The following is a 20,745-nucleotide window of genomic DNA, read 5'->3' on the forward strand; positions in this document are numbered from 1 at the left end:
AGATATATTATTTGATTCGCCATTAGTTTTATAATTTAATACACTAATAATAAGTTCATATCAAGATTTGCTATCCAAATTTTTATTTTTATTTCTTTCAATTAATACTTGTAAATAAAATAAAACAGATGACTTTACTTTTGATTGAATTAGTCACTTTAATATTCTATAAAACAAAATATTTTCATCTCATATTGTTTTTTCAATACCATCAATATTCATGTGGATGGGTTACACTTTATTGGACACTAATTACATAGACAAGTGAACAAAGAAAGGAACTATAATTATGGCCAATATTAACTCATATACCGATGAATTTAAAAAACAAATAGTAGCTTTATATCAAAGTGGCAAATCAGTATCTTGCCTTGTTAAATAATATAATGTTACAAGAGCAGCTACTTACAATTGAATTAAGCAATTTACTAATTCAGGTAGTTTTAAAACTAAAGATAATCGTTCTGTTGAAGAAAATGAATTAATTAAATTAAGAAAAGAATTAAAACAATTAAGAATGGAAAATGATATTTTAAAGCAAGCAGCACTAATAATAGGCAGAAAGTAGAGATTATTGCAAATAATAAATCTAAATATAAAATTCGCACAATGTGTCATTTTTTAAAAATCTCTAAATCAACATATTATTTTAATTTAAAGAAAAAAGAAAATAAAATCAAAAATAATATTTATGAACAAGCTGTTATTAGTGCTTTTAAAAAAAATAAAGAAGTTTATGGTACTAGAATATTAAAAGTCATTCTAGAAAACCAAGAAATTTATTTATCAAGACGAAAAATTAAAGAAATTATGAATAAACATAATTTAATATCAAAATACACTAAATTATCATTCAAAAATTATCATAATAAAGTCAATGATAGTTAAATAACCAATCTTGTTAATAGAAACTTTAATAATAGAGTTAAAAATGAAGTTATTGTTAGTGATTTAACTTATGTTCAAGTAAATGGTAAGTGAAACTATATTTGTTTATTAATTGACCTATTTAACCGCGAAATTATTGGACATAGTGTAGGTACTAAAAAAGATGCATCATTAGTATATCAAGCATTTATGCACTCAAATCGCTGTTTAAAAGATATTCAAATATTTCATAGTGATCGCGGTAATGAATTTAATAATAAAATTATTGATAAACTTTTACTAGCATTCAATATTAATCGCTCTTTAAGCAAAAAAGGTTGTCCTTATGATAACGCTGTTGCTGAAGCAACCTTTAAAACTTTCAAAACCGAATTTATTAATGATAAAAATTTTACATCATTAATCCAATTAAAATTAGAATTATTTGATTACATCAATTGATATAACAACATAAGAATTCACGGCACTTTAAACTACTTAACTCCAGTTAATTATCAAAAACAAATGTCTACCAAAAAATAGTCCTAAAAAGGGTTGCCATTCCATATCAAAGTTGCAAAACATCATGTTCATTTATATGCTAAAGAAGCTGCATATAAATTCAACAAGATACCTAGTTTTGAAACTGTAATTCTATTTTTGATTTAAAAATGTGGGGAGAAGTCCGTAGATAGGCTTTTCTCAGCATTTATGTGATAAAATTAAAATAGTACATAAAGGGAGAAAAGCCATAGTAATAATGGCAATATATATTTATCTATTCATTTAAAAGAAGAATCAAAAAATGCTGTAGAAGGAGCACACTTTAAACTTCAAATAAATAGTACATATTTAAGCTAAATTTATTAATTATAATAATGAAAAAGGGACAATATAACAATGAATGATGAAGATGAAAAATGTGACTTAGAAGTTAAATTAATTTTAGAAAAACAATATAAAAATGATCAAATCAAAGAATTCTTAGTAAAAATTATAAATTCAAAAAAAGAAGAAAATAAATTTTATAGTAACTTATAATTACTGGCGGATGTTTCACTATATTATAAAAAAATTAAAAAAACTGTTAAAATAACAAATAATATTTTGGAAATAATAAGCAAAATTTTAAAATTAAATGATACTGAAATAAATAATTTTTTAAGTTTAAGTTGAAATAAAATTCAAGAAATAACTACAGAAAAAATCATAAATATCGAAGAAATTAATGATTTATTAAATGAACCTTTTGTAAATACTTCATATATTAATCAAAAAAATTTAATATAGATTTCTAATTTAATATCTTTCTAAAATACTTACATTAACTTCATAAATAACAATAAAAAGTATTATAAATACTATTTTATTTTTGAAATAATGTAAAATTATTGGCTTTTCTCCCTTTATGTACTATTTTAATTTTATCACATAAATGCTGAGAAAAGCCTATCTACGGACTTCTCCCCACATTTTTAAATCAAACATAGAATTACAGTTTCAAAACTAGGTATCTTGTTGAATTTATATGCAGCTTCTTTAGCATATAAATGAACATGATGTTTTGCAACTTTGATATGTGTTTTAAATGTTCTTCTTATATGTTTTCAAACTGATTCAATTTGGTTGGTATTTACACCAATTTTTGAAACATAGCCATCTTGATGGTTAACTGTTTCATGCTTAGTGAAAACTGATTTAAAATCGCAATATCCTTTTCAAGAATCAGTATATACAAGACATTTTGAAGAAATGTGGTTTTTTGCAAACTGCAAAAGATTTTTACTCTTTGCGTTTTTCAATACTTTCACAATTAAATTATTGGTTGTTTTTTGATAAATGCCAACAATCAAGGTTTTATTCACCAAGGATCTTCCTTGTTTTTTAAAACCCATATGTGAAAGATACATTTCATCAATTTGCACTGTACCTTCAACAATAAATTGAGGTTTTTGTTTTGCAATACGTGTTCTGATTTTATGAGTCATTATTCAAGCAGTTTTCAAAGTCACTCCCAATTCTTTTGCAATATCTGTTGATGGAATTCCATGTTTGGTGTTTATTCATCTAAAGATAAGATAAAACCAAGATGTTAAAGATGTTTGTGACCTTGAAAATATGGTGCCTGTGAGAATGCTAAATGTTTGATTACATTTTAAACATCTCATTCTTTTTAAATCAGAAGTATTCAAATTAAAACTAAAACACCTAATACATTTGTTTTCTTTCAAATTTGCTATATATGCAAGACATTGCTGTTCAGTTTGAAAAGCATTTTTGAATTCATTCAGTTTCATTATTCCCTCCACAAGTACATGTGGGGAGAAGTCCGAAATTATTTTATAAAAGGGTTAAAGTTTGAAAAAGGGGTATTTTATGAAAAATTTAAAAAGTATACTATCAATTGTAGGTGTTTTAGGGTTTACAGCAGCAACAACAAGCAATGTCACTGCATGTATAAGTAATATAACAAGTAATTTTCAAGAAATAACAAATTGAAAAGAAAATAATGGTGAAATTTATAGTTTAACTACTTCAACAAACGAAAATATTTATATCGGAACTAAAACTGGTGATGGTCAAGGATATTTATATAAAGTTAAAGAAGATGGTGAAAATACAGTAGTAACTAACTGAAAAGATACTAATGGTGAAGTTTTAAGTCTAGTTAATGATAATAATACAATTTTTGTTGGAACAAGAACTACTGATGGTAAAGGAAGATTATTTAAAGTTGTCTATACAGTAGCAATTGGTATTTTTAGTTGAAGTAGCAGTGGTGGTGAAGTACATAGTTTATTAAATGTCAATGGTATTGTTTACGCTGGAACTAAAATTAGTGATAATAAAGGAAAACTATTTAAAAGTTTAAATCCAGAAGGATAATAAAAACTAATTAATTTAATTTATTAACTTCTTTCAAAAAAACCTAAAATTTAATTTTAGGTTTTTTATTATTTTTATCCTGTATAATTTTCAAACTTACCTCATTTTGGAATAAAAACAGTTACTACTTTTCCTGTCGGGCCGTTTCGATGTTTAGAAATAAGAATTTCAGCAAGATTACTTTCTTGTGAACTTGTTGTTTCTTCGCTATTTTTTTCCTTATAATAATCATCACGATATAAAAACATAATGACATCAGCATCTTGTTCAATAGCCCCTGACTCACGTAAATCAGACATTAAAGGACGTTTTTCTTCACGTCTCTCCACCATTCTTGATAATTGTGATAAACAAACAATTGGTACTCTTAATTCTCTTGCCAAAATTTTTAAACTACGAGAAATATTTGAAACTTCTTGTTGACGTGATTCACTATCTCTACCAGTTAATAACTGTAAATAATCAATAATTACTAACTTAATGCTATTTTCACGACTTAATTTTCTTAATTTAGTTTGCAACTCTAAAACTCTTAAACCAGGTGTATCATCAATAATAATTCTTTTTTGTTTCAATTGCTCAGCAGTAGCACTAATACGATTTCAATCAGCCTGTGTAAATTTAGACTTATTACGTAAACGATTAGCATCAAAATGTCCTTGACAAGAAATCATTCTTGTAATTAATTGATCTTTTGGCATTTCTAATGAAAAAATAACAACAACATCGTTTTTATTATCTTGTTCATTAGCAGCATTTAAAGCAAAATTAAGTGCTAAGGCGGTTTTACCCATTGAAGGTCTAGCTGCTAAAATAATTAAGTCACCTCGTTGAAAACCACTAGTAATCATATCCAAATTGTTAATACCTGAACTTGTACCAGTAATATTAACTGTTGATTTTTGTAGTTGTTCAATTTTAGTTACCACATCATCAATGTGTTCACTAATTGGCAACATCTCTTCATGATTACGTTCACTACTTACTTGTACAATTTGAGCTTCAGCAGCAATTAAAACTTCATTAATTGACTTTTCACTTTGTAACTCTTTACCAATATTTTTTAAAGCATTTTCTAATTGTCGTTTAGTAGTTCTTTCAATCAAAATATCAATGTGTTCTTTTAAATTAGCATCAGTAATATATTGAGCCACTAAAGAAGATAAATATTCAATTCCACCAATTTTATCCAAATTATTTTGCTTAACTAATTCTTCGGCAATAGTTGTTACATCAATACCGGAATTATTTTTATAAATATTGGTAATTGTTTTAAAAATAATTTGATTAGAATTAATTGTAAAGTCATGTGGTGCCAATAAATTTAATGCACTTTCACATGCTGGTGATGATTGAATCATCGCACTTAAAACATTAACTTCTGCATTATTTATATATTGACCATTGTTAGACATAATTATTCTCCTAAAACTTCAACCTTTAATTGTGCAATAATTGTAACATCTAATTTAATATTAATGTTAGTTATACCTAATTCATTAATAGGATTAAATTTAACAAATTTATGTTTATCAATTTTAATGTTATATTTTTGCACTAGTTGTTCACAAATTTGTTTTGAAGAAATAGCACCAGAAACTTTACCATTATTACTTTTTAATTTAAATTGTAAAGTAATTAAAGCTAATTGTTCTTTAATTTTTTGTAAATCTTCTAATTCCATTTCTCGTTGTATTTTTTTATTTTCAATTACTTTTTGATTAATTTTTAATGCTTCTGATGTAGCAATTACAGCTAATTTTCTAGGTAATAAATAATTTTTACCATAACCATCACTAACATTAACAACTTCACCTTTTTTACCATAATTTTTAACATCCGTTAAAAGTACAACTTTCATTGTAAACATCTCACTTTCTATTTTAATAATTTTTAATACCTTTCAGTAGTAGCACTCTCACTTTGATATACGCCACTTTCAATTAGTTTTACCAATTCATCATACAATGCTCTAATTCCCAATTTACTACTTTGGACAGCAGCAGCACTAAAGTGACCACCACCACCTAAGTTTTCACAAATAATTTGAACATTTATTTCACCGTTGCTTCGTGCTGATAAACAGGCACGTCCTTGACGATCATAAGCAATAGTAAATGATGCTTTACAATCACGTAAGTCTAACAACATTTCTGAAATTTGGGCTAAATATGAAGTATGTACTTCTAAGTTTTCATCACCAACAGCAACTAAAAATCCTTTTTTAATTTCTTGGGCGTGACTAATTAAAGCAAATTTATCAATTAGTTCATTTAAACTATTTTTCAATAATCCTTTAACTTTAGAAGGAGAAGCTCCTCAATCAGTTAATAATCCACAGGCTTCAAAAGTTCTTCTTGTTGTTCTTACTTGGAAATTATTAGTATCAATTAAAATACCTGCAAACATTATATTTCATAAAAATTCTGATTCAATATTATTAAAATCATTATAATAAATAATTTCTGTCATTGCTTCAGCTGTTGAAGAAGTTCCTGCATCAATATAAGAAGTAATAGTGCTACTAATTGATTCATCAGAAACACGATGATGATCAATAACAATAATTTTTACAGCTTTACTTAATAAATCAGGACTATCAACGCGTTGTGGATTATGAGTATCAACAACAATTAATAAAGTATTTGCATGAAGAAATTTAAGTGCTTGTTTACCAGTAATAAAATTACGACTAATATAACTTTCAGGAACAAGTTCATGAAGAATTTTTAATGTTTTTTCATCAACTTCATTTTGATTAATAACATAATGAGCACTTTTATTTAAACTTTTAGCAATTTCAATAATAGCTGTTCCTGAAGAAATACTATCAAAATCAGCAGCCGCATGTCCCATAACTAAAATGTTTTCTGCTAATTTTATTTCATTATATAATGATTGTGCAAACATTCTAATATTAATTTTAGATTCTGATTGTTTTGCTTCAATAGTACCTCCAATAAAAACTGTATTACCACCAAATTCACGAATAACTACTTGATCACCACCACGATAAACTGCTAACTCTTTACTTTCAATAGCCAAATCATATAGATCTTTACTAATAGCATTACCATAAGAGAAACCAGCAGATAAAGTAATATCTGCTTTAAATTTTTTAACACCTTCTCGAATATTTTTAATAAGTGGAAAGTTATCATTTCTTGCTTTATTAAATTCATTTTGATAAAGTAAAATATTGTAACCATCTTCAATATTACCTAATAATAAACCTGAATAATTATTAGCAAAATCATTTAATTCAGTTTTAATAAATGCTTCAACACGAATTTGATTCTCAACTCTTAATTTTTGTAAAGAATTATAAAAATTATCAATACTAATTACACCAAAAACTAATTTTTCTTGCTGTAATTTATTATATAAGAAATGATATTTAGTTGTTTCTTGTAACAAAATTGTTCTAGTTTGTACTAAATAAATAGCATCATAAAGCATATCTTCAATTTTAAGTGTAATTTGAGTAATATTATTACTAATTAATTGTTCTAAATCTCTTGATAGTTTAACAATTGATTTTCCAATTAATCTACCTAAACCTTTATCTTCTAAAAATTCACTTACTCACATAATTGATAAATCACTATCCAAAACAATCATACCAACACTACCAAAAGTTAAAGCTTGTGCATTATTTAATTTTATGATTTCGGCTGTGTTAATATAACGATGACGAATTCATAAACTAAATAAAAAAATATAAAGACAAACAATAATAAAATTACCTAAAACTAAACTTAAAATTACAGTAATAGTGACCACTTGTTCTGCTGTCTCAATATTAACAATAAAATAAGTCAAGCCAATTAAAATTTCAACTACTAATCAAACAATCATTATTAAATGATAATTTCTTAACGATTTGAACACTTTGTCACTTCCTTCTAATATTATTAATTATACTATAACACTAATAATAAAAACAGCCATTATCTTTTATGTAATATAATACTATTAAGGTCTTTTTATTTTAATTTTAAACTATTATTTAAAATAAAATATTTTTAAGATAAAAATAAATAAAAATTGAGTAAGATTTGTAAACTTACTCAATTTTTTATCTTGAATATCTTAATAATCCCATGATTTGGGCACGTTTTATATTTTTAGCAATTAAACGTTGATACTTTGGATTAGTACCTGTTGTTCTTGCTGGCAAAATTTTGTTATTATTACCCATAAATTTACTTAGTAATTCAATATCTTTATAATCAATATAAGTAATATTATTTTTAGTAATAAAACAAGATTTTCTTCTTGTAAAATTTCTTGGTTTACCAGTGTTCATAATTATCCTCCTTTAATTATTTAAATCTCAAATGATATCTTCTTCATCAAATTCTATATTTTGAATAGCCGCTTCTTTTTCTTGAAGCTGATTAGTATTAGTAAAGGCAATATCAGTACTATAATTAGGACTTTTAAAAGCATCATCTAAATGAATTTTATTCTCATCTCTTGGTTTTGAATAATTAATATTAGCATTATTACCACTACTATCTTTTTTACGATTATCTAAAAAAGTAACAGTTTGTGCAACCACTTCAGTAATATATAGTTCTTTTCCATTTTGATCGGTTGATTTTCTTACTGACAGTCTTCCTGAAACTGAAATTAAAGAACCTTTAACTAAATAATTAGTCATATTTTCAGCAACTTTATTTCAAGCCACACACGAAATATAATCAGCTTGATTTTGAATATTATTAACTGCAAGTGTAAAAAAAGTAAAAGGTTTTCCTGTTGAAGTTTGATGTAACTTTAAATCACGAGTGATTCTACCAATTAATGTAACAATATTCATTTTTTATCCTCACTTTTAACTTAGATTTTATTAATCTTTTTGTTCAGTATTCGATGCATTATTATTAGTATTTGTTTTTGAATTTTGGTAATTAGTTTTTGTACGATAAGATGATTCAGTACCAGCGATTGGTCTTGGTTTTCTTTCACCATTTTCATCACGATTATAAGAAGGACGATTTCCTGGTCTTGTTGGTCGAGAGAAAGAACTAGATTCTACTTGACGTTTTGGTTTAAACTTATTAACTTTTTCACTATCTAAATTAATAACCAAAAAACGCATTACGTCTAATTGTCTTTGTTTATTTAAAGCTACACGATTAAAGTTAGCAATGTTTTCTGGTGAAGTTAGCACTTCAATAATAAAATAATGACCCTTAACTTTTTTGTTAATAGGATAAGCAAATTGACGAATAGAATCTTGTTCTTTAGTAATTTTTCCAGCATTTTTAGTTAAAATTTCACAAAATTCTTTTTTAATTAATTGTTCTTTTTCTTGATTTTGATCATCAACGATGTACATAATTTCATAATTATGCTTTTGTTTTAAATCTTCCAATGTTCGAAGACCTCCTTTTGGGCATATGGCTCTGATGAGCAAGGAGTAAATATATTAAGTTTGATTTTTAAATATTTGACTCATACAATATTATAACGTAATTACCTTTAAAGTAAATGAAAAATAACAATAATTATTAATATAACATGAGAAAAAATGACTAAATAAAAATTTGATTTCAATAAGAAATTTTATTTTATATAATCAATTATTTTTTGCACTATTTGCTTAGGAGTTAAATCATTAGTGTCAATTACTAAAAAATTAAAGTTATTTTTTTCTTTTTCATATCACTGTTCATATTTTTTATTTAATAAACTTCAGTATTCATGAGGTACATGTTTTTCTGATTCACGACCACGAAGGTTTATGCGTTCAATTGTGTTTTCAAGATTTGCTTTTAAATAGACAATTAAATCGGGCTTAATTTGTGGATCAAAATAAAGTGATGAAATAATAACATTATTATAAAAATTTAAATACACTTCATAATCTCTATCATTCATATTGTTTTGAGCTTTTAATACCTCAACAAAAATAGGATCTTCTAAAATACTACGATCAAAAATAACATTGTTAAAATTTTGTGCTTCTTTTAATTGTTTACTTCGTGCCATCAGCATAAATACTTGCATTTTAAAAGCATATTCTAAAGGATTTTTATAAAAATCATCTAAATAGGGATTACTAGTAACTGGCTCGTCCATAATTTTATATTTTAATAATTTTGCTAATTCTCTACTAATAGTGCTCTTACCAACACCAACTACACCAGATAATACAATTTTCATTTTTTGCCTCCCATAATATATGATTACAATTAATTTATCTTAATATATAAATTTTCTCCCTCCAAATAAAAAAACATTTAATAAATTAAAGGCTTTTCTCCCTTTATGTACTATTTTAATTTTATCACATAAATGCTGAGAAAAGCCTATCTACGGACTTCTCCCCACATTTTTAAATCAAACATAGAATTACAGTTTCAAAACTAGGTATCTTGTTGAATTTATATGCAGCTTCTTTAGCATATAAATGAACATGATGTTTTGCAACTTTGATATGTGTTTTAAATGTTCTTCTTATATGTTTTCAAACTGATTCAATTTGGTTGGTATTTACACCAATTTTTGAAACATAGCCATCTTGATGGTTAACTGTTTCATGCTTAGTGAAAACTGATTTAAAATCGCAATATCCTTTTCAAGAATCAGTATATACAAGACATTTTGAAGAAATGTGGTTTTTTGCAAACTGCAAAAGATTTTTACTCTTTGCGTTTTTCAATACTTTCACAATTAAATTATTGGTTGTTTTTTGATAAATGCCAACAATCAAGGTTTTATTCACCAAGGATCTTCCTTGTTTTTTAAAACCCATATGTGAAAGATACATTTCATCAATTTGCACTGTACCTTCAACAATAAATTGAGGTTTTTGTTTTGCAATACGTGTTCTGATTTTATGAGTCATTCTTCAAGCAGTTTTCAAAGTCACTCCCAATTCTTTTGCAATATCTGTTGATGGAATTCCATGTTTGGTGTTTATTCATCTAAAGATAAGATAAAACCAAGATGTTAAAGATGTTTGTGACCTTGAAAATATGGTGCCTGTGAGAATGCTAAATGTTTGATTACATTTTAAACATCTCATTCTTTTTAAATCAGAAGTATTCAAATTAAAACTAAAACACCTAATACATTTGTTTTCTTTCAAATTTGCTATATATGCAAGACATTGCTGTTCATTTTGAAAAGCATTGTTGAATTCATTCAGTTTCATTATTCCCTCCACAAGTAAATGTGGGGAGAAGTCCGAAATTAAATTTTACTTTTACTAAAACTCGTTGCTTATATTTTCAAAGATTAACGTAATATCAATTACATTTTTGAAATTATTGATAATACACTTTCTTGATTCTATATACCCTTTTAACTATATTTATCATAACATAGAATTTATTGATAACGATACTATTACTTTTTAGTTATCAAATAAATCAAATTCATATATTTATAAACTAAATTTTAAAAATAAAAGAGAAGTAAACTACAAACTAAATTACATTAATATAAACAGTAATCACATTAATTATTATATTTTCTTTCAAACTTGCTTGCCGCTTATTTAATTTAAATAGGCTTTTCTCCCTTTATGTACTATTTTAATTTTATCACATAAATGCTGAGAAAAGCCTATCTACGGACTTCTCCCCACATTTTTAAATCAAACATAGAATTACAGTTTCAAAACTAGGTATCTTGTTGAATTTATATGCAGCTTCTTTAGCATATAAATGAACATGATGTTTTGCAACTTTGATATGTGTTTTAAATGTTCTTCTTATATGTTTTCAAAATGATTCAATTTGGTTGGTATTTACACCAATTTTTGAAAAATAGCCATCTTGATGGTTAACTGTTTCATGCTTAGTGAAAACTGATTTAAAATCGCAATATCCTTTTCAAGAATCAGTATATACAAGACATTTTGAAGAAATGTGGTTTTTTGCAAACTGCAAAAGATTTTTACTCTTTGCGTTTTTCAATACTTTCACAATTAAATTATTGGTTGTTTTTTGATAAATGCCAACAATCAAGGTTTTATTCACCAAGGATCTTCCTTGTTTTTTAAAACCCATATGTGAAAGATACATTTCATCAATTTGCACTGTACCTTCAACAATAAATTGAGGTTTTTGTTTTGCAATACGTGTTCTGATTTTATGAGTCATTCTTCAAGCAGTTTTCAAAGTCACTCCCAATTCTTTTGCAATATCTGTTGATGGAATTCCATGTTTGGTGTTTATTCATCTAAAGATAAGATAAAACCAAGATGTTAAAGATGTTTGTGACCTTGAAAATATGGTGCCTGTGAGAATGCTAAATGTTTGATTACATTTTAAACATCTCATTCTTTTTAAATCAGAAGTATTCAAATTAAAACTAAAACACCTAATACATTTGTTTTCTTTCAAATTTGCTATATATGCAAGACATTGCTGTTCAGTTTGAAAAGCATTGTTGAATTCATTCAGTTTCATTATTCCCTCCACAAGTACATGTGGGGAGAAGTCCGTTTAAATATACAAAAACCATTTCCCTTTCCATTTTTGATTAATACAAATTACAATCACAGTGGAATGGCAACCCTTTTTAGGACTATTTTTTGGTAGACATTTGTTTTTGATAATTAACTGGAGTTAAGTAGTTTAAAGTGCCGTGAATTCTTATGTTGTTATATCAATTGATGTAATCAAATAATTCGAATTTTAATTGGATTAATGATGTAAAATTTTTATCATTAATAAATTCGGTTTTGAAAGTTTTAAAGGTTGCTTCAGCAACAGCGTTATCATAAGGACAACCTTTTTTGCTTAAAGAGCGATTAATATTGAATGCTAGTAAAAGTTTATCAATAATTTTATTATTAAATTCATTACCGCGATCACTATGAAATATTTGAATATCTTTTAAACAGCGATTTGAGTGCATAAATGCTTGATATACTAATGATGCATCTTTTTTAGTACCTACACTATGTCCAATTATTTCGCGGTTAAATAGGTCAATTAATAAACAAATATATTTTCACTTACCATTTACTTGAACATAAGTTAAATCACTAACAATAACTTCATTTTTAACTCTATTATTAAAGTTTCTATTAACAAGATTGGTTATTTGACTATCATTGACTTTATTATGATAATTTTTGAATGATAATTTAGTGTATTTTGATATTAAATTATGTTTATTCATAATTTCTTTAATTTTTCGTCTTGATAAATAAATTTCTTGGTTTTCTAGAATGACTTTTAATCTTCTAGTACCATAAACTTCTTTATTTTTTTTAAAAGCACTAATAACAGCTTGTTCATAAATATTATTTTGAATTTTATTTTTTTTCTTTAAATTAAAATAATATGTTGATTTAGAGAGTTTTAAAAAATGACACATTGTGCGAATTTTATATTTAGATTTATTATTTGCAATAATCTCTACTTTCTGCCTATTATTAGTGCTGCTTGCTTTAAAATATCATTTTCCATTCTTAATTGTTTTAATTCTTTTCTTAATTTAATTAATTCATTTTCTTCAACAGAACGATTATCTTTAGTTTTAAAACTACCTGAATTAGTAAATTGCTTAATTCAATTGTAAGTAGCTGCTCTTGTAACATTATATTCTTTAACAAGGCAAGATACTGATTTGCCACTTTGATATAAAGCTACTATTTGTTTTTTAAATTCATCGGTATATGAGTTAATATTGGCCATAATTATAGTTCCTTTCTTTGTTCACTTGTCTATGTAATTAGTGTCCAATAAAGTGTAACCCATCCATATTCTTATATTGTCTTTCAGCAACATATCCTAAATCTCGTAATACTGTTTCACGATTAGGAGTAAAACTATACTTCATTAAATAACGTTTATTACCAATAATTTTATCTGTTAAAATTTCTTTTCCACTTACTTGACTAATAATTTCTTGTAAGTTTTTTGCTTCTTTAATACCAACTTGTTCTAATGTTTTAGTTTTTTGTGCTAACTTAATAAATTTAGTTGTACGATAACCACGACTAATTTTATTAAGTCCAGCAAATGCTGGTAATATATTAAAAAAAGTATTTAATGGTGTTACATTTCCTTTTAAATAATCATAAACTTGATTAATAGTAAAATCAGTTAAAAATTCTACACCAACAGCACTAATACTAGCAATTAAATCACTTGCACCTAATCCAAGGGCTACACTTTCACTTAATCCACCAGTAAAAGGAGCAAGTGCTACTGCTATAACTTGTACACCAATCATTTCTAAAATTTCTCATCAAAAACTTTTATTTTCTTGTTGTTTACTTATTCTAGTATGTTTTGGTTTATTTATGTTTAAAAGTATTGCTGTAATAGTTGTACCGATTGGCATGATATTAATTTCCTTTATTTAAGAGTTATTTTAATCAGATTTGTTGTTCCTTTATAATTTAAGTCATTAACATTAGCAGTAATAGTTATGTATAAGTCACCTGCTTTTTGTTTTTGATTACTTACATTAGTTTTTCCTTGTGCATCACTAAAATATTTAATAGTTGGATTTGTTAAATTAGGATTTAATGATTTAAGTTCATTAGTACTTTTTATTTGTGTATTTAATTCACTATTATTGTTATTAACATTTGCAGTAATATCAGTTGTTAAACTTGTAATTTTAGTTTTTAAATCAGTTTTATCAGTATTAATAATTCCACATGCCATTCAACGTGATGTTGTTTCATTATTAGAAATATAAGGTATTGCTTGACCTGTAACTTCTCCACCAACTAAATACATTCTTCCAACTTTACCATCTGCCACTTCTTGAACATAAATAATTGTATCTTGCAACATATATCTTTTCATTGCTCTTGGCGTTGCTAAAACAAATGACATAATTTCATCATCATTTTTATCATTTTTAAAAGTCATATAGTCATCCATTACAATTTGACATAATACACCTTTAATATATAAATCATTACCATTTAATCTTAATTGTTGTGCAATTTCATTATCAGTAATTAAACCTTTATTATCTGCCAAGTAAACTATACTATCATAAAGAGCATTAGTAATAAAGAATCTACAATTTGCAATATTTCTATATTGAAATAATGTATTTCATGCCCCCAACATTGCTTCTACATATTTAATTGCTTGTGATTTTGGTTCTGTTGATTTTTCAATCATAAATTTAATTGCATATTTTGCAATTACATTAGTATTGTTATTAGCTAAATAATCTGCTAAATCATTAGCAACTTCATATTGCATACTTTGTAATAAATTTTGTCCATTTTCTGCTAATAAATCTTTTGCTGCAATTGTTTCGCCAGCAACAGCTTCTTCTGTAATTTCTTTAATAATTTTATCTTTATCAGCATATCCGACATCTATTCTTTTACTCTTATCATTTCATTGAAGAACTTTAACTTTTGGGTCTTTTGGTTTTTTAACTATAAATTCAATTCTTGTTGAATTAACCATTTCGATAGGAAAAAAACTTGCCCATGGACTATTTGATTGTTTAAAAAATTCTATAAACTCTGGTGCTTCTACTAATTTTTCGGTATTATCTAAATTTTTATTGAATTGTATTGCCATTTTTTGATTTCCTTTCTGTTATAAATTATTATTTTTTTTATAATCCAATAATGTACTTTTTATTGAATTTTGTTGATTTGTTATTATTGTTTGTTGTTTACCACCTGTATTAATTATTTCTTTAAATACTGGTTGTTCTTTAATAATTTTTTTAATAGTTTCTTCAATTTTTGAATTTTCTAAATTATTAGTTTTAAATTTTAAAAAATCATAAAATTCAGTTTTAACTTGATATTTTTTAAATATATTAATTATTTCTTTTTCTTTAATTTCTTGATTAAGTTTATTTAACTTATTTTCTGCTTCATTAACTTTATTTTCTATTTCTTGTGAAGAAGCATTGTTTTCAGTTAAAGGTTCAGTTGTTTGTTGAACATTATTTTCATTTTCTAACATTTACATCACCTCTTTATTATTTATTTTCTTTATTAATTTTTTCATTTAATTTTGCTAATTTTTTTTTGATGTTTGATAATTTTGTTATTTGCTCTAACATGTTTTGGAGTTGTAATAAATCGTTTAAATCAAACAATTAATTCTCTGCAAATTAATGTTCCTACACTTGTTCCAATAATGATTAATTCATGCAATAATTCTTTCATTTCAATATTTTCCTTTCAATTATTTATTTTTTAATTATTCGTCAAATTGACCACCATTAATTCTTTCAACCATTGACTGATAATTACTTATAATAGTTACTAATAAAGAAATTTCTTTATTTAATTGTTCCATTCTTTCTTTATGTATTTTTATTTCGTGATTATAATATTCAATTATTTTTTCTTTATTCATTATTTTTCACCTCCTTTATAAACTCATGTGATTATAATCTCAATTTAATGAAGCATTATCGTTATTTAATGCTACTTCGCTCATATTATCACTACCGTATTGACTAGTTGTTTCACTATTAATTGTGAATCTATTATCATTTACTAATCTTGCAGTTTCATCATTAAATGATGTTTCTTGCATTTCTTGAATATGATGTGTAGTTTCCATAGGTAATAAATTATGGATAATTTCACTTGCACCAGCAACAATTGTAGGTACTGCATAAGCATTATTAAAATCATTATTAATACCCATTGCTACACCACTTGATATTAAACATCCACCAGTTGCCATATTACAAATCTTTCTTATTGTGGAATGGCAACCCTTTTTAGGACTATTTTTTGGTAGACATTTGTTTTTGATAATTAACTGGAGTTAAGTAGTTTAAAGTGCCGTGAATTCTTATGTTGTTATATCAATTGATGTAATCAAATAATTCGAATTTTAATTGGATTAATGATGTAAAATTTTTATCATTAATAAATTCGGTTTTGAAAGTTTTAAAGGTTGCTTCAGCAACAGCGTTATCATAAGGACAACCTTTTTTGCTTAAAGAGCGATTAATATTGAATGCTAGTAAAAGTTTATCAATAATTTTATTATTAAATTCATTACCGCGATCACTATGAAATATTTGAATATCTTTTAAACAGCGATTTGAGTGCATAAATGCTTGATATACTAATGATGCATCTTTTTTAGTACCTACACTATGTCCAATTATTTCGCGGTTAAATAGGTCAATTAATAAACAAATATAGTTTCACTTACCATTTACTTGAACATAAGTTAAATCACTAACAATAACTTCATTTTTAACTCTATTATTAAAGTTTCTATTAACAAGATTGGTTATTTGACTATCATTGACTTTATTATGATAATTTTTGAATGATAATTTAGTGTATTTTGATATTAAATTATGTTTATTCATAATTTCTTTAATTTTTCGTCTTGATAAATAAATTTCTTGGTTTTCTAGAATGACTTTTAATCTTCTAGTACCATAAACTTCTTTATTTTTTTTAAAAGCACTAATAACAGCTTGTTCATAAATATTATTTTGAATTTTATTTTTTTTCTTTAAATTAAAATAATATGTTGATTTAGAGAGTTTTAAAAAATGACACATTGTGCGAATTTTATATTTAGATTTATTATTTGCAATAATCTCTACTTTCTGCCTATTATTAGTGCTGCTTGCTTTAAAATATCATTTTCCATTCTTAATTGTTTTAATTCTTTTCTTAATTTAATTAATTCATTTTCTTCAACAGAACGATTATCTTTAGTTTTAAAACTACCTGAATTAGTAAATTGCTTAATTCAATTGTAAGTAGCTGCTCTTGTAACATTATATTCTTTAACAAGGCAAGATACTGATTTGCCACTTTGATATAAAGCTACTATTTGTTTTTTAAATTCATCGGTATATGAGTTAATATTGGCCATAATTATAGTTCCTTTCTTTGTTCACTTGTCTATGTAATTAGTGTCCAATAAAGTGTAACCCATCCACACTTTTGATTTCTACTGGATAACTAATAAAAACCATTAAATTATCTCAATTTTTATATCAAGATTTAGTAATTTGAGGATATTGTTTATTTCATTTACTTTCAAACGATTCTAAAGCTTGCATTGCTTGTTCTTCACTACATGCACTATAAATTGGTTTTAAATCTGCAACTAGACCTTTTCGATGTTTGTATGAAACATATTTTAAACTATTTCTAATTTGATGAACAATGCATAATTGATGTTCTGTTTTAGGATAAACTGATTGTATTGCTTCTGACATGCCTGTTAAATTATCACTACAAGCAATAAGAATATCATTTAAGCCACGATTTTTCATTTCTGTGAAATTAGATAATCAAAACTTAGAACCTTCATTTTCACTAATTCATAATCCTAAAACATCTTTTTTGCCTTCTAAATCAACTCCTAATGCTATATAAACTGATTTGTTAATAATCCGTTTATCTTGTCGTACTTTAACTACTATACAATCAAAATAAACAATAGGATAAATACTTTCTAATGGTCGATTTTGTCATGCTTTAACATCATCAATAACATCATCAGTAATTTGACTAATAACACTTTCACTAATATCAGCACCATGATATAACTCTTGCAACTGCATTCTAATGTCAGATAATGTCATTCCTTTTGCATACAAGGAAAGAACTTGTTGATCAAAACCATCAAATCTTCTTTGCCTTTTAGGAACTATTACAGGAGTAAAATTACTATTGCGATCTCTTGGTACATCAATTTCAATTTTACCTTGTTGAGTTATTAATTTTTTTGAACTTGTACCATTACGAGCATTTTCAGTAGTACTATGTTGATTTTTTTCATATCCTAAATAATTTTGCATTTCAGAATTCAACATTTTTTCAACTAATCTTTTTGTTAATTCTTTATATAAACCGCCAGGTTTAAAAACTGTTGTTAAATCTTCAGTATTTTCTAGTAATAAATCTACTGCTTTTGATATTGGATCATTATTATTAAAGTTATCTTTTTTAGCCATCTGTAACTCACTCTTTCTAGTCATTTAATTATATTTACTAGAATTAATTAAACATAGTTATTTTTGTAAGTTACACAGATTACTAAACATTTCCGTCTACACCAAAAAATAGTCCTAAAAAGGGTTGCCATTCCAAATGTTTTATTTAATAATTTTTGTAAATTTTTAATTGGAGTCATATCTGGATAATAATCACCAATAACTCCACCAAAGAAATTCTTTTTAGGTAAATTTTGCATAAATTTAACTGTAATAATACCTAAATTATGATTTTCAATTAATGGTAATTGTAAATCTTTACTTATTTTTTCTTGTAAACCATCTAATGTAACTGTATCACTAGTAAAATATCTAATAATTTGATTTGGAGTATATGTTGTTTTAACATAAATACTTTGGTCATCATATTGTACTCTTGACCATGTTGATGCACTATATTCATTTTCTAATACTCTAGCTACTCTTGATTGAGCATATGGTTGAGCAAAATTTAATGAAATTCTACCAGTTTTACTTCTATCAATTTGAACAATACTATAACCATAACCAGATTTAATATGACAATCTTGATAAAATAAACTATCAAAATTATTTCATTCTTTTAATTTTTCAATAGCATTTTTATATTCTGGATGTTCACTTGTTAAAGTATAACCATTACCTCATAATAATTTACTTGCATGATTTGCTATTATTTCTTGAAGATTTATCATAAATCACTTAGGAGTTAATATTTCAGTATTATGATTATTCATATGTTACTTCCTTTCAAAATAAGGATTTATATTTGCACTTAAATTTCTAATATATGGTTATATAGCATAATCAAATGCATCTCGTAAATGGTCATTACCCGCTAATGGTATTTGTTTAATACTCTTAGGGTCTCATACAGCCAATCTAAATTCATCTAATAATGCTTGTGCATTCATACTAATATTTAAGCGTTCTGATGCCATTAAAGCCACATTCTTACCTATTCTAAATTCAAGTCTTAATTTCACAAAATCTTTAAAATATAGCCATGAATTAACTTGATATTTAATTGCTGTATCATTTAACATTTCAATAAATGTATAATTACTAAAATAACAATATACAGTTAAACCATATTCATATAACAAATTATTTTCTTTTGCTAATTTAATATAAAACTCAACTACTAATCTTGCTAATTGTTTATTATCATAACGAATTAATTTATTTTCTATTTTTAAACAATCAATAACATTAACAAATTTAAAAGGCTTTTCTCCCTTTATGTACTATTTTAATTTTATCACATAAATGCTGAGAAAAGCCTATCTACGGACTTCTCCCCACATTTTTAAATCAAACATAGAATTACAGTTTCAAAACTAGGTATCTTGTTGAATTTATATGCAGCTTCTTTAGCATATAAATGAACATGATGTTTTGCAACTTTGATATGTGTTTTAAATGTTCTTCTTATATGTTTTCAAACTGATTCAATTTGGTTGGTATTTACACCAATTTTTGAAAAATAGCCATCTTGATGGTTAACTGTTTCATGCTTAGTGAAAACTGATTTAAAATCGCAATATCCTTTTCAAGAATCAGTATATACAAGACATTTTGAAGAAATGTGGTTTTTTGCAAACTGCAAAAGATTTTTACTATTTGCGTTTTTCAATACTTTCACAATTAAATTATTGGTTGTTTTTTGATAAATGCCAACAATCAAGGTTTTATTCACCAAGGATCTTCCTTGTTTTTTAAAACCCATATGTGAAAGATACATTTCATCAATTTGCACTGTAGCTTCAACAATAAATTGAGGTTTTTGTTTTGCAATACGTGTTCTGATTTTATGAGTCATTCTTCAAGCAGTTTTCAAAGTCACTCCCAATTCTTTTGCAATATCTGTTGATGGAATTCCATGTTTGGTGTTTATTCATCTAAAGATAAGATAAAACCAAGATGTTAAAGATGTTTGTGACCTTGAAAATATGGTGCCTGTGAGAATGCTAAATGTTTGATTACATTTTAAACATCTCATTCTTTTTAAATCAGAAGTATTCAAATTAAAATTAAAACACCTAATACTGGATGGGTTAC

The 20,745-nt window shown here is 25.6% G+C and carries 26 protein-coding genes and 2 pseudogenes; 6 read left to right on the forward strand and 22 right to left on the reverse strand.

Annotated features, from left to right (window positions below; genetic code table 4):
• The first annotated feature begins 289 nt into the window (after positions 1-289).
• Positions 290-1,410: pseudogene (locus AACL02_RS06695) on the forward strand (IS3 family transposase).
• A gap of 357 nt (positions 1,411-1,767) precedes the next feature.
• Positions 1,768-1,908 (forward strand): hypothetical protein, encoded by a 141-nt coding sequence (locus AACL02_RS06700; RefSeq protein WP_339040327.1) that lies wholly within the window; start codon positions 1,768-1,770, stop codon positions 1,906-1,908.
• 434 nt (positions 1,909-2,342) lie between these two features.
• On the opposite strand, the gene AACL02_RS06705 is transcribed toward AACL02_RS06700, so the two are convergent.
• Positions 2,343-3,164, reverse strand: a complete 822-nt coding sequence (locus AACL02_RS06705; RefSeq protein ID WP_339040329.1) for an IS1595 family transposase — start codon at positions 3,162-3,164, stop codon at positions 2,343-2,345.
• On the opposite strand from AACL02_RS06705, the gene AACL02_RS06710 reads away from it, so the two are divergent.
• Together AACL02_RS06710 and AACL02_RS06715 are read left to right on the forward strand one after the other, a co-directional pair.
• Positions 3,110-3,256 (forward strand): hypothetical protein, encoded by a 147-nt coding sequence (locus tag AACL02_RS06710; protein WP_339040331.1) that lies wholly within the window; start codon positions 3,110-3,112, stop codon positions 3,254-3,256. The genes AACL02_RS06705 and AACL02_RS06710 overlap by 55 nt on opposite strands.
• The gene (locus AACL02_RS06715) at positions 3,244-3,753 is read left to right on the forward strand and encodes a hypothetical protein (RefSeq protein ID WP_339040333.1); all 510 of its coding nucleotides are present in this window, start codon (positions 3,244-3,246) and stop codon (positions 3,751-3,753) included. Before AACL02_RS06710 ends, AACL02_RS06715 begins: the two co-directional genes overlap by 13 nt.
• 74 nt (positions 3,754-3,827) lie before the next feature.
• On the opposite strand, the gene dnaB is transcribed toward AACL02_RS06715, so the two are convergent.
• The 8 genes from dnaB to AACL02_RS06755 form a co-directional block, all read right to left on the reverse strand.
• Positions 3,828-5,168 (reverse strand): replicative DNA helicase, encoded by a 1,341-nt coding sequence (gene dnaB / locus AACL02_RS06720; RefSeq protein WP_339040335.1) that lies wholly within the window; start codon positions 5,166-5,168, stop codon positions 3,828-3,830.
• A gap of 2 nt (positions 5,169-5,170) precedes the next feature.
• On the reverse strand, positions 5,171-5,614 hold the full coding sequence (gene rplI / locus AACL02_RS06725) for a 50S ribosomal protein L9 (RefSeq protein ID WP_286641879.1): 444 nt from the start codon (positions 5,612-5,614) through the stop codon (positions 5,171-5,173).
• Between the two features lie 32 nt (positions 5,615-5,646).
• The gene (locus tag AACL02_RS06730; protein ID WP_252320081.1) at positions 5,647-7,644 is read right to left on the reverse strand and encodes a DHH family phosphoesterase; all 1,998 of its coding nucleotides are present in this window, start codon (positions 7,642-7,644) and stop codon (positions 5,647-5,649) included.
• A gap of 187 nt (positions 7,645-7,831) precedes the next feature.
• The gene (gene rpsR / locus AACL02_RS06735) at positions 7,832-8,062 is read right to left on the reverse strand and encodes a 30S ribosomal protein S18 (protein WP_174481285.1); all 231 of its coding nucleotides are present in this window, start codon (positions 8,060-8,062) and stop codon (positions 7,832-7,834) included.
• 12 nt (positions 8,063-8,074) lie between these two features.
• Positions 8,075-8,578 (reverse strand): single-stranded DNA-binding protein, encoded by a 504-nt coding sequence (locus AACL02_RS06740; protein WP_281748838.1) that lies wholly within the window; start codon positions 8,576-8,578, stop codon positions 8,075-8,077.
• A 30-nt stretch (positions 8,579-8,608) separates the two neighbouring features.
• Positions 8,609-9,136, reverse strand: coding sequence for a 30S ribosomal protein S6 (gene rpsF, locus AACL02_RS06745; RefSeq protein ID WP_339040338.1), 528 nt, complete (start codon positions 9,134-9,136; stop codon positions 8,609-8,611).
• Positions 9,137-9,327: 191 nt separating this feature from the next.
• Positions 9,328-9,927 (reverse strand): deoxynucleoside kinase, encoded by a 600-nt coding sequence (locus AACL02_RS06750; RefSeq protein ID WP_339040340.1) that lies wholly within the window; start codon positions 9,925-9,927, stop codon positions 9,328-9,330.
• Positions 9,928-10,099: 172 nt separating this feature from the next.
• Positions 10,100-10,921, reverse strand: coding sequence for an IS1595 family transposase (locus tag AACL02_RS06755; RefSeq protein ID WP_339040341.1), 822 nt, complete (start codon positions 10,919-10,921; stop codon positions 10,100-10,102).
• On the opposite strand from AACL02_RS06755, the gene AACL02_RS06760 reads away from it, so the two are divergent.
• Entirely contained in the window at positions 10,867-11,013 is a 147-nt protein-coding gene (locus AACL02_RS06760) for a hypothetical protein (protein WP_339040343.1), read from the forward strand. The two genes, AACL02_RS06755 and AACL02_RS06760, sit on opposite strands and share 55 nt — an antisense overlap.
• Before the next feature lie 347 nt (positions 11,014-11,360).
• Here the strand turns inward: AACL02_RS06760 and AACL02_RS06765 are convergent, their stop codons facing one another.
• Positions 11,361-12,182, reverse strand: coding sequence for an IS1595 family transposase (locus AACL02_RS06765; protein WP_339040345.1), 822 nt, complete (start codon positions 12,180-12,182; stop codon positions 11,361-11,363).
• On the opposite strand from AACL02_RS06765, the gene AACL02_RS06770 reads away from it, so the two are divergent.
• On the forward strand, positions 12,128-12,259 hold the full coding sequence (locus AACL02_RS06770; RefSeq protein ID WP_339040347.1) for a hypothetical protein: 132 nt from the start codon (positions 12,128-12,130) through the stop codon (positions 12,257-12,259). The two genes, AACL02_RS06765 and AACL02_RS06770, sit on opposite strands and share 55 nt — an antisense overlap.
• A 41-nt stretch (positions 12,260-12,300) precedes the next feature.
• Here AACL02_RS06770 and AACL02_RS06775 read toward each other — a convergent pair.
• From AACL02_RS06775 to AACL02_RS06830, 12 genes and pseudogenes are all read right to left on the reverse strand, one after another.
• Positions 12,301-13,418 (reverse strand): IS3 family transposase gene (locus tag AACL02_RS06775; protein ID WP_422397808.1). Its coding sequence is split into 2 segments (ribosomal slippage): positions 12,301-13,148 and positions 13,148-13,418, totalling 1,119 coding nucleotides; the frame shifts between segments, so codons are not numbered across the junction.
• Between the two features lie 37 nt (positions 13,419-13,455).
• Positions 13,456-14,070 carry a hypothetical protein gene (locus tag AACL02_RS06780; protein ID WP_339040352.1) on the reverse strand — a complete coding sequence of 205 codons (615 nt, stop codon included), beginning with the start codon at positions 14,068-14,070 and terminating at the stop codon, positions 13,456-13,458.
• A 14-nt stretch (positions 14,071-14,084) separates the two neighbouring features.
• Positions 14,085-15,284, reverse strand: coding sequence for a hypothetical protein (locus AACL02_RS06785; RefSeq protein ID WP_339040354.1), 1,200 nt, complete (start codon positions 15,282-15,284; stop codon positions 14,085-14,087).
• Between the two features lie 18 nt (positions 15,285-15,302).
• The gene (locus tag AACL02_RS06790; protein WP_339040356.1) at positions 15,303-15,680 is read right to left on the reverse strand and encodes a hypothetical protein; all 378 of its coding nucleotides are present in this window, start codon (positions 15,678-15,680) and stop codon (positions 15,303-15,305) included.
• A 32-nt stretch (positions 15,681-15,712) separates the two neighbouring features.
• Positions 15,713-15,886, reverse strand: coding sequence for a hypothetical protein (locus AACL02_RS06795; RefSeq protein WP_339040358.1), 174 nt, complete (start codon positions 15,884-15,886; stop codon positions 15,713-15,715).
• Between the two features lie 34 nt (positions 15,887-15,920).
• Positions 15,921-16,079, reverse strand: a complete 159-nt coding sequence (locus AACL02_RS06800; RefSeq protein WP_339040360.1) for a hypothetical protein — start codon at positions 16,077-16,079, stop codon at positions 15,921-15,923.
• Between the two features lie 15 nt (positions 16,080-16,094).
• Complete coding sequence (locus tag AACL02_RS06805) at positions 16,095-16,415, reverse strand: hypothetical protein (protein ID WP_339040362.1); 321 nt, start codon at positions 16,413-16,415, stop codon at positions 16,095-16,097.
• A 43-nt stretch (positions 16,416-16,458) separates the two neighbouring features.
• Positions 16,459-17,576, reverse strand: a protein-coding gene (locus tag AACL02_RS06810; protein ID WP_422397807.1) for an IS3 family transposase whose coding sequence is annotated in 2 segments (ribosomal slippage) — positions 16,459-17,306 and positions 17,306-17,576 — 1,119 coding nt in all. Because the reading frame shifts where the segments join, the coding sequence is not laid out codon by codon here.
• 64 nt (positions 17,577-17,640) lie between these two features.
• Positions 17,641-18,666, reverse strand: a pseudogene (locus tag AACL02_RS06815) (IS256 family transposase); the annotation flags it as partial.
• A 47-nt stretch (positions 18,667-18,713) separates the two neighbouring features.
• Positions 18,714-19,421 carry a hypothetical protein gene (locus tag AACL02_RS06820; RefSeq protein WP_339040365.1) on the reverse strand — a complete coding sequence of 236 codons (708 nt, stop codon included), beginning with the start codon at positions 19,419-19,421 and terminating at the stop codon, positions 18,714-18,716.
• Between the two features lie 57 nt (positions 19,422-19,478).
• Complete coding sequence (locus AACL02_RS06825) at positions 19,479-19,730, reverse strand: hypothetical protein (RefSeq protein ID WP_339040366.1); 252 nt, start codon at positions 19,728-19,730, stop codon at positions 19,479-19,481.
• 263 nt (positions 19,731-19,993) lie between these two features.
• On the reverse strand, positions 19,994-20,710 hold the full coding sequence (locus tag AACL02_RS06830; RefSeq protein ID WP_339040368.1) for an IS1595 family transposase: 717 nt from the start codon (positions 20,708-20,710) through the stop codon (positions 19,994-19,996).
• Positions 20,711-20,745 lie beyond the last annotated feature (35 nt).

The organism is Spiroplasma endosymbiont of Apeira syringaria, from assembly GCF_964020205.1.
GTDB lineage: Bacteria > Bacillota_I > Bacilli_A > Mycoplasmatales > VBWQ01 > Spiroplasma_E > Spiroplasma_E ixodetis_A.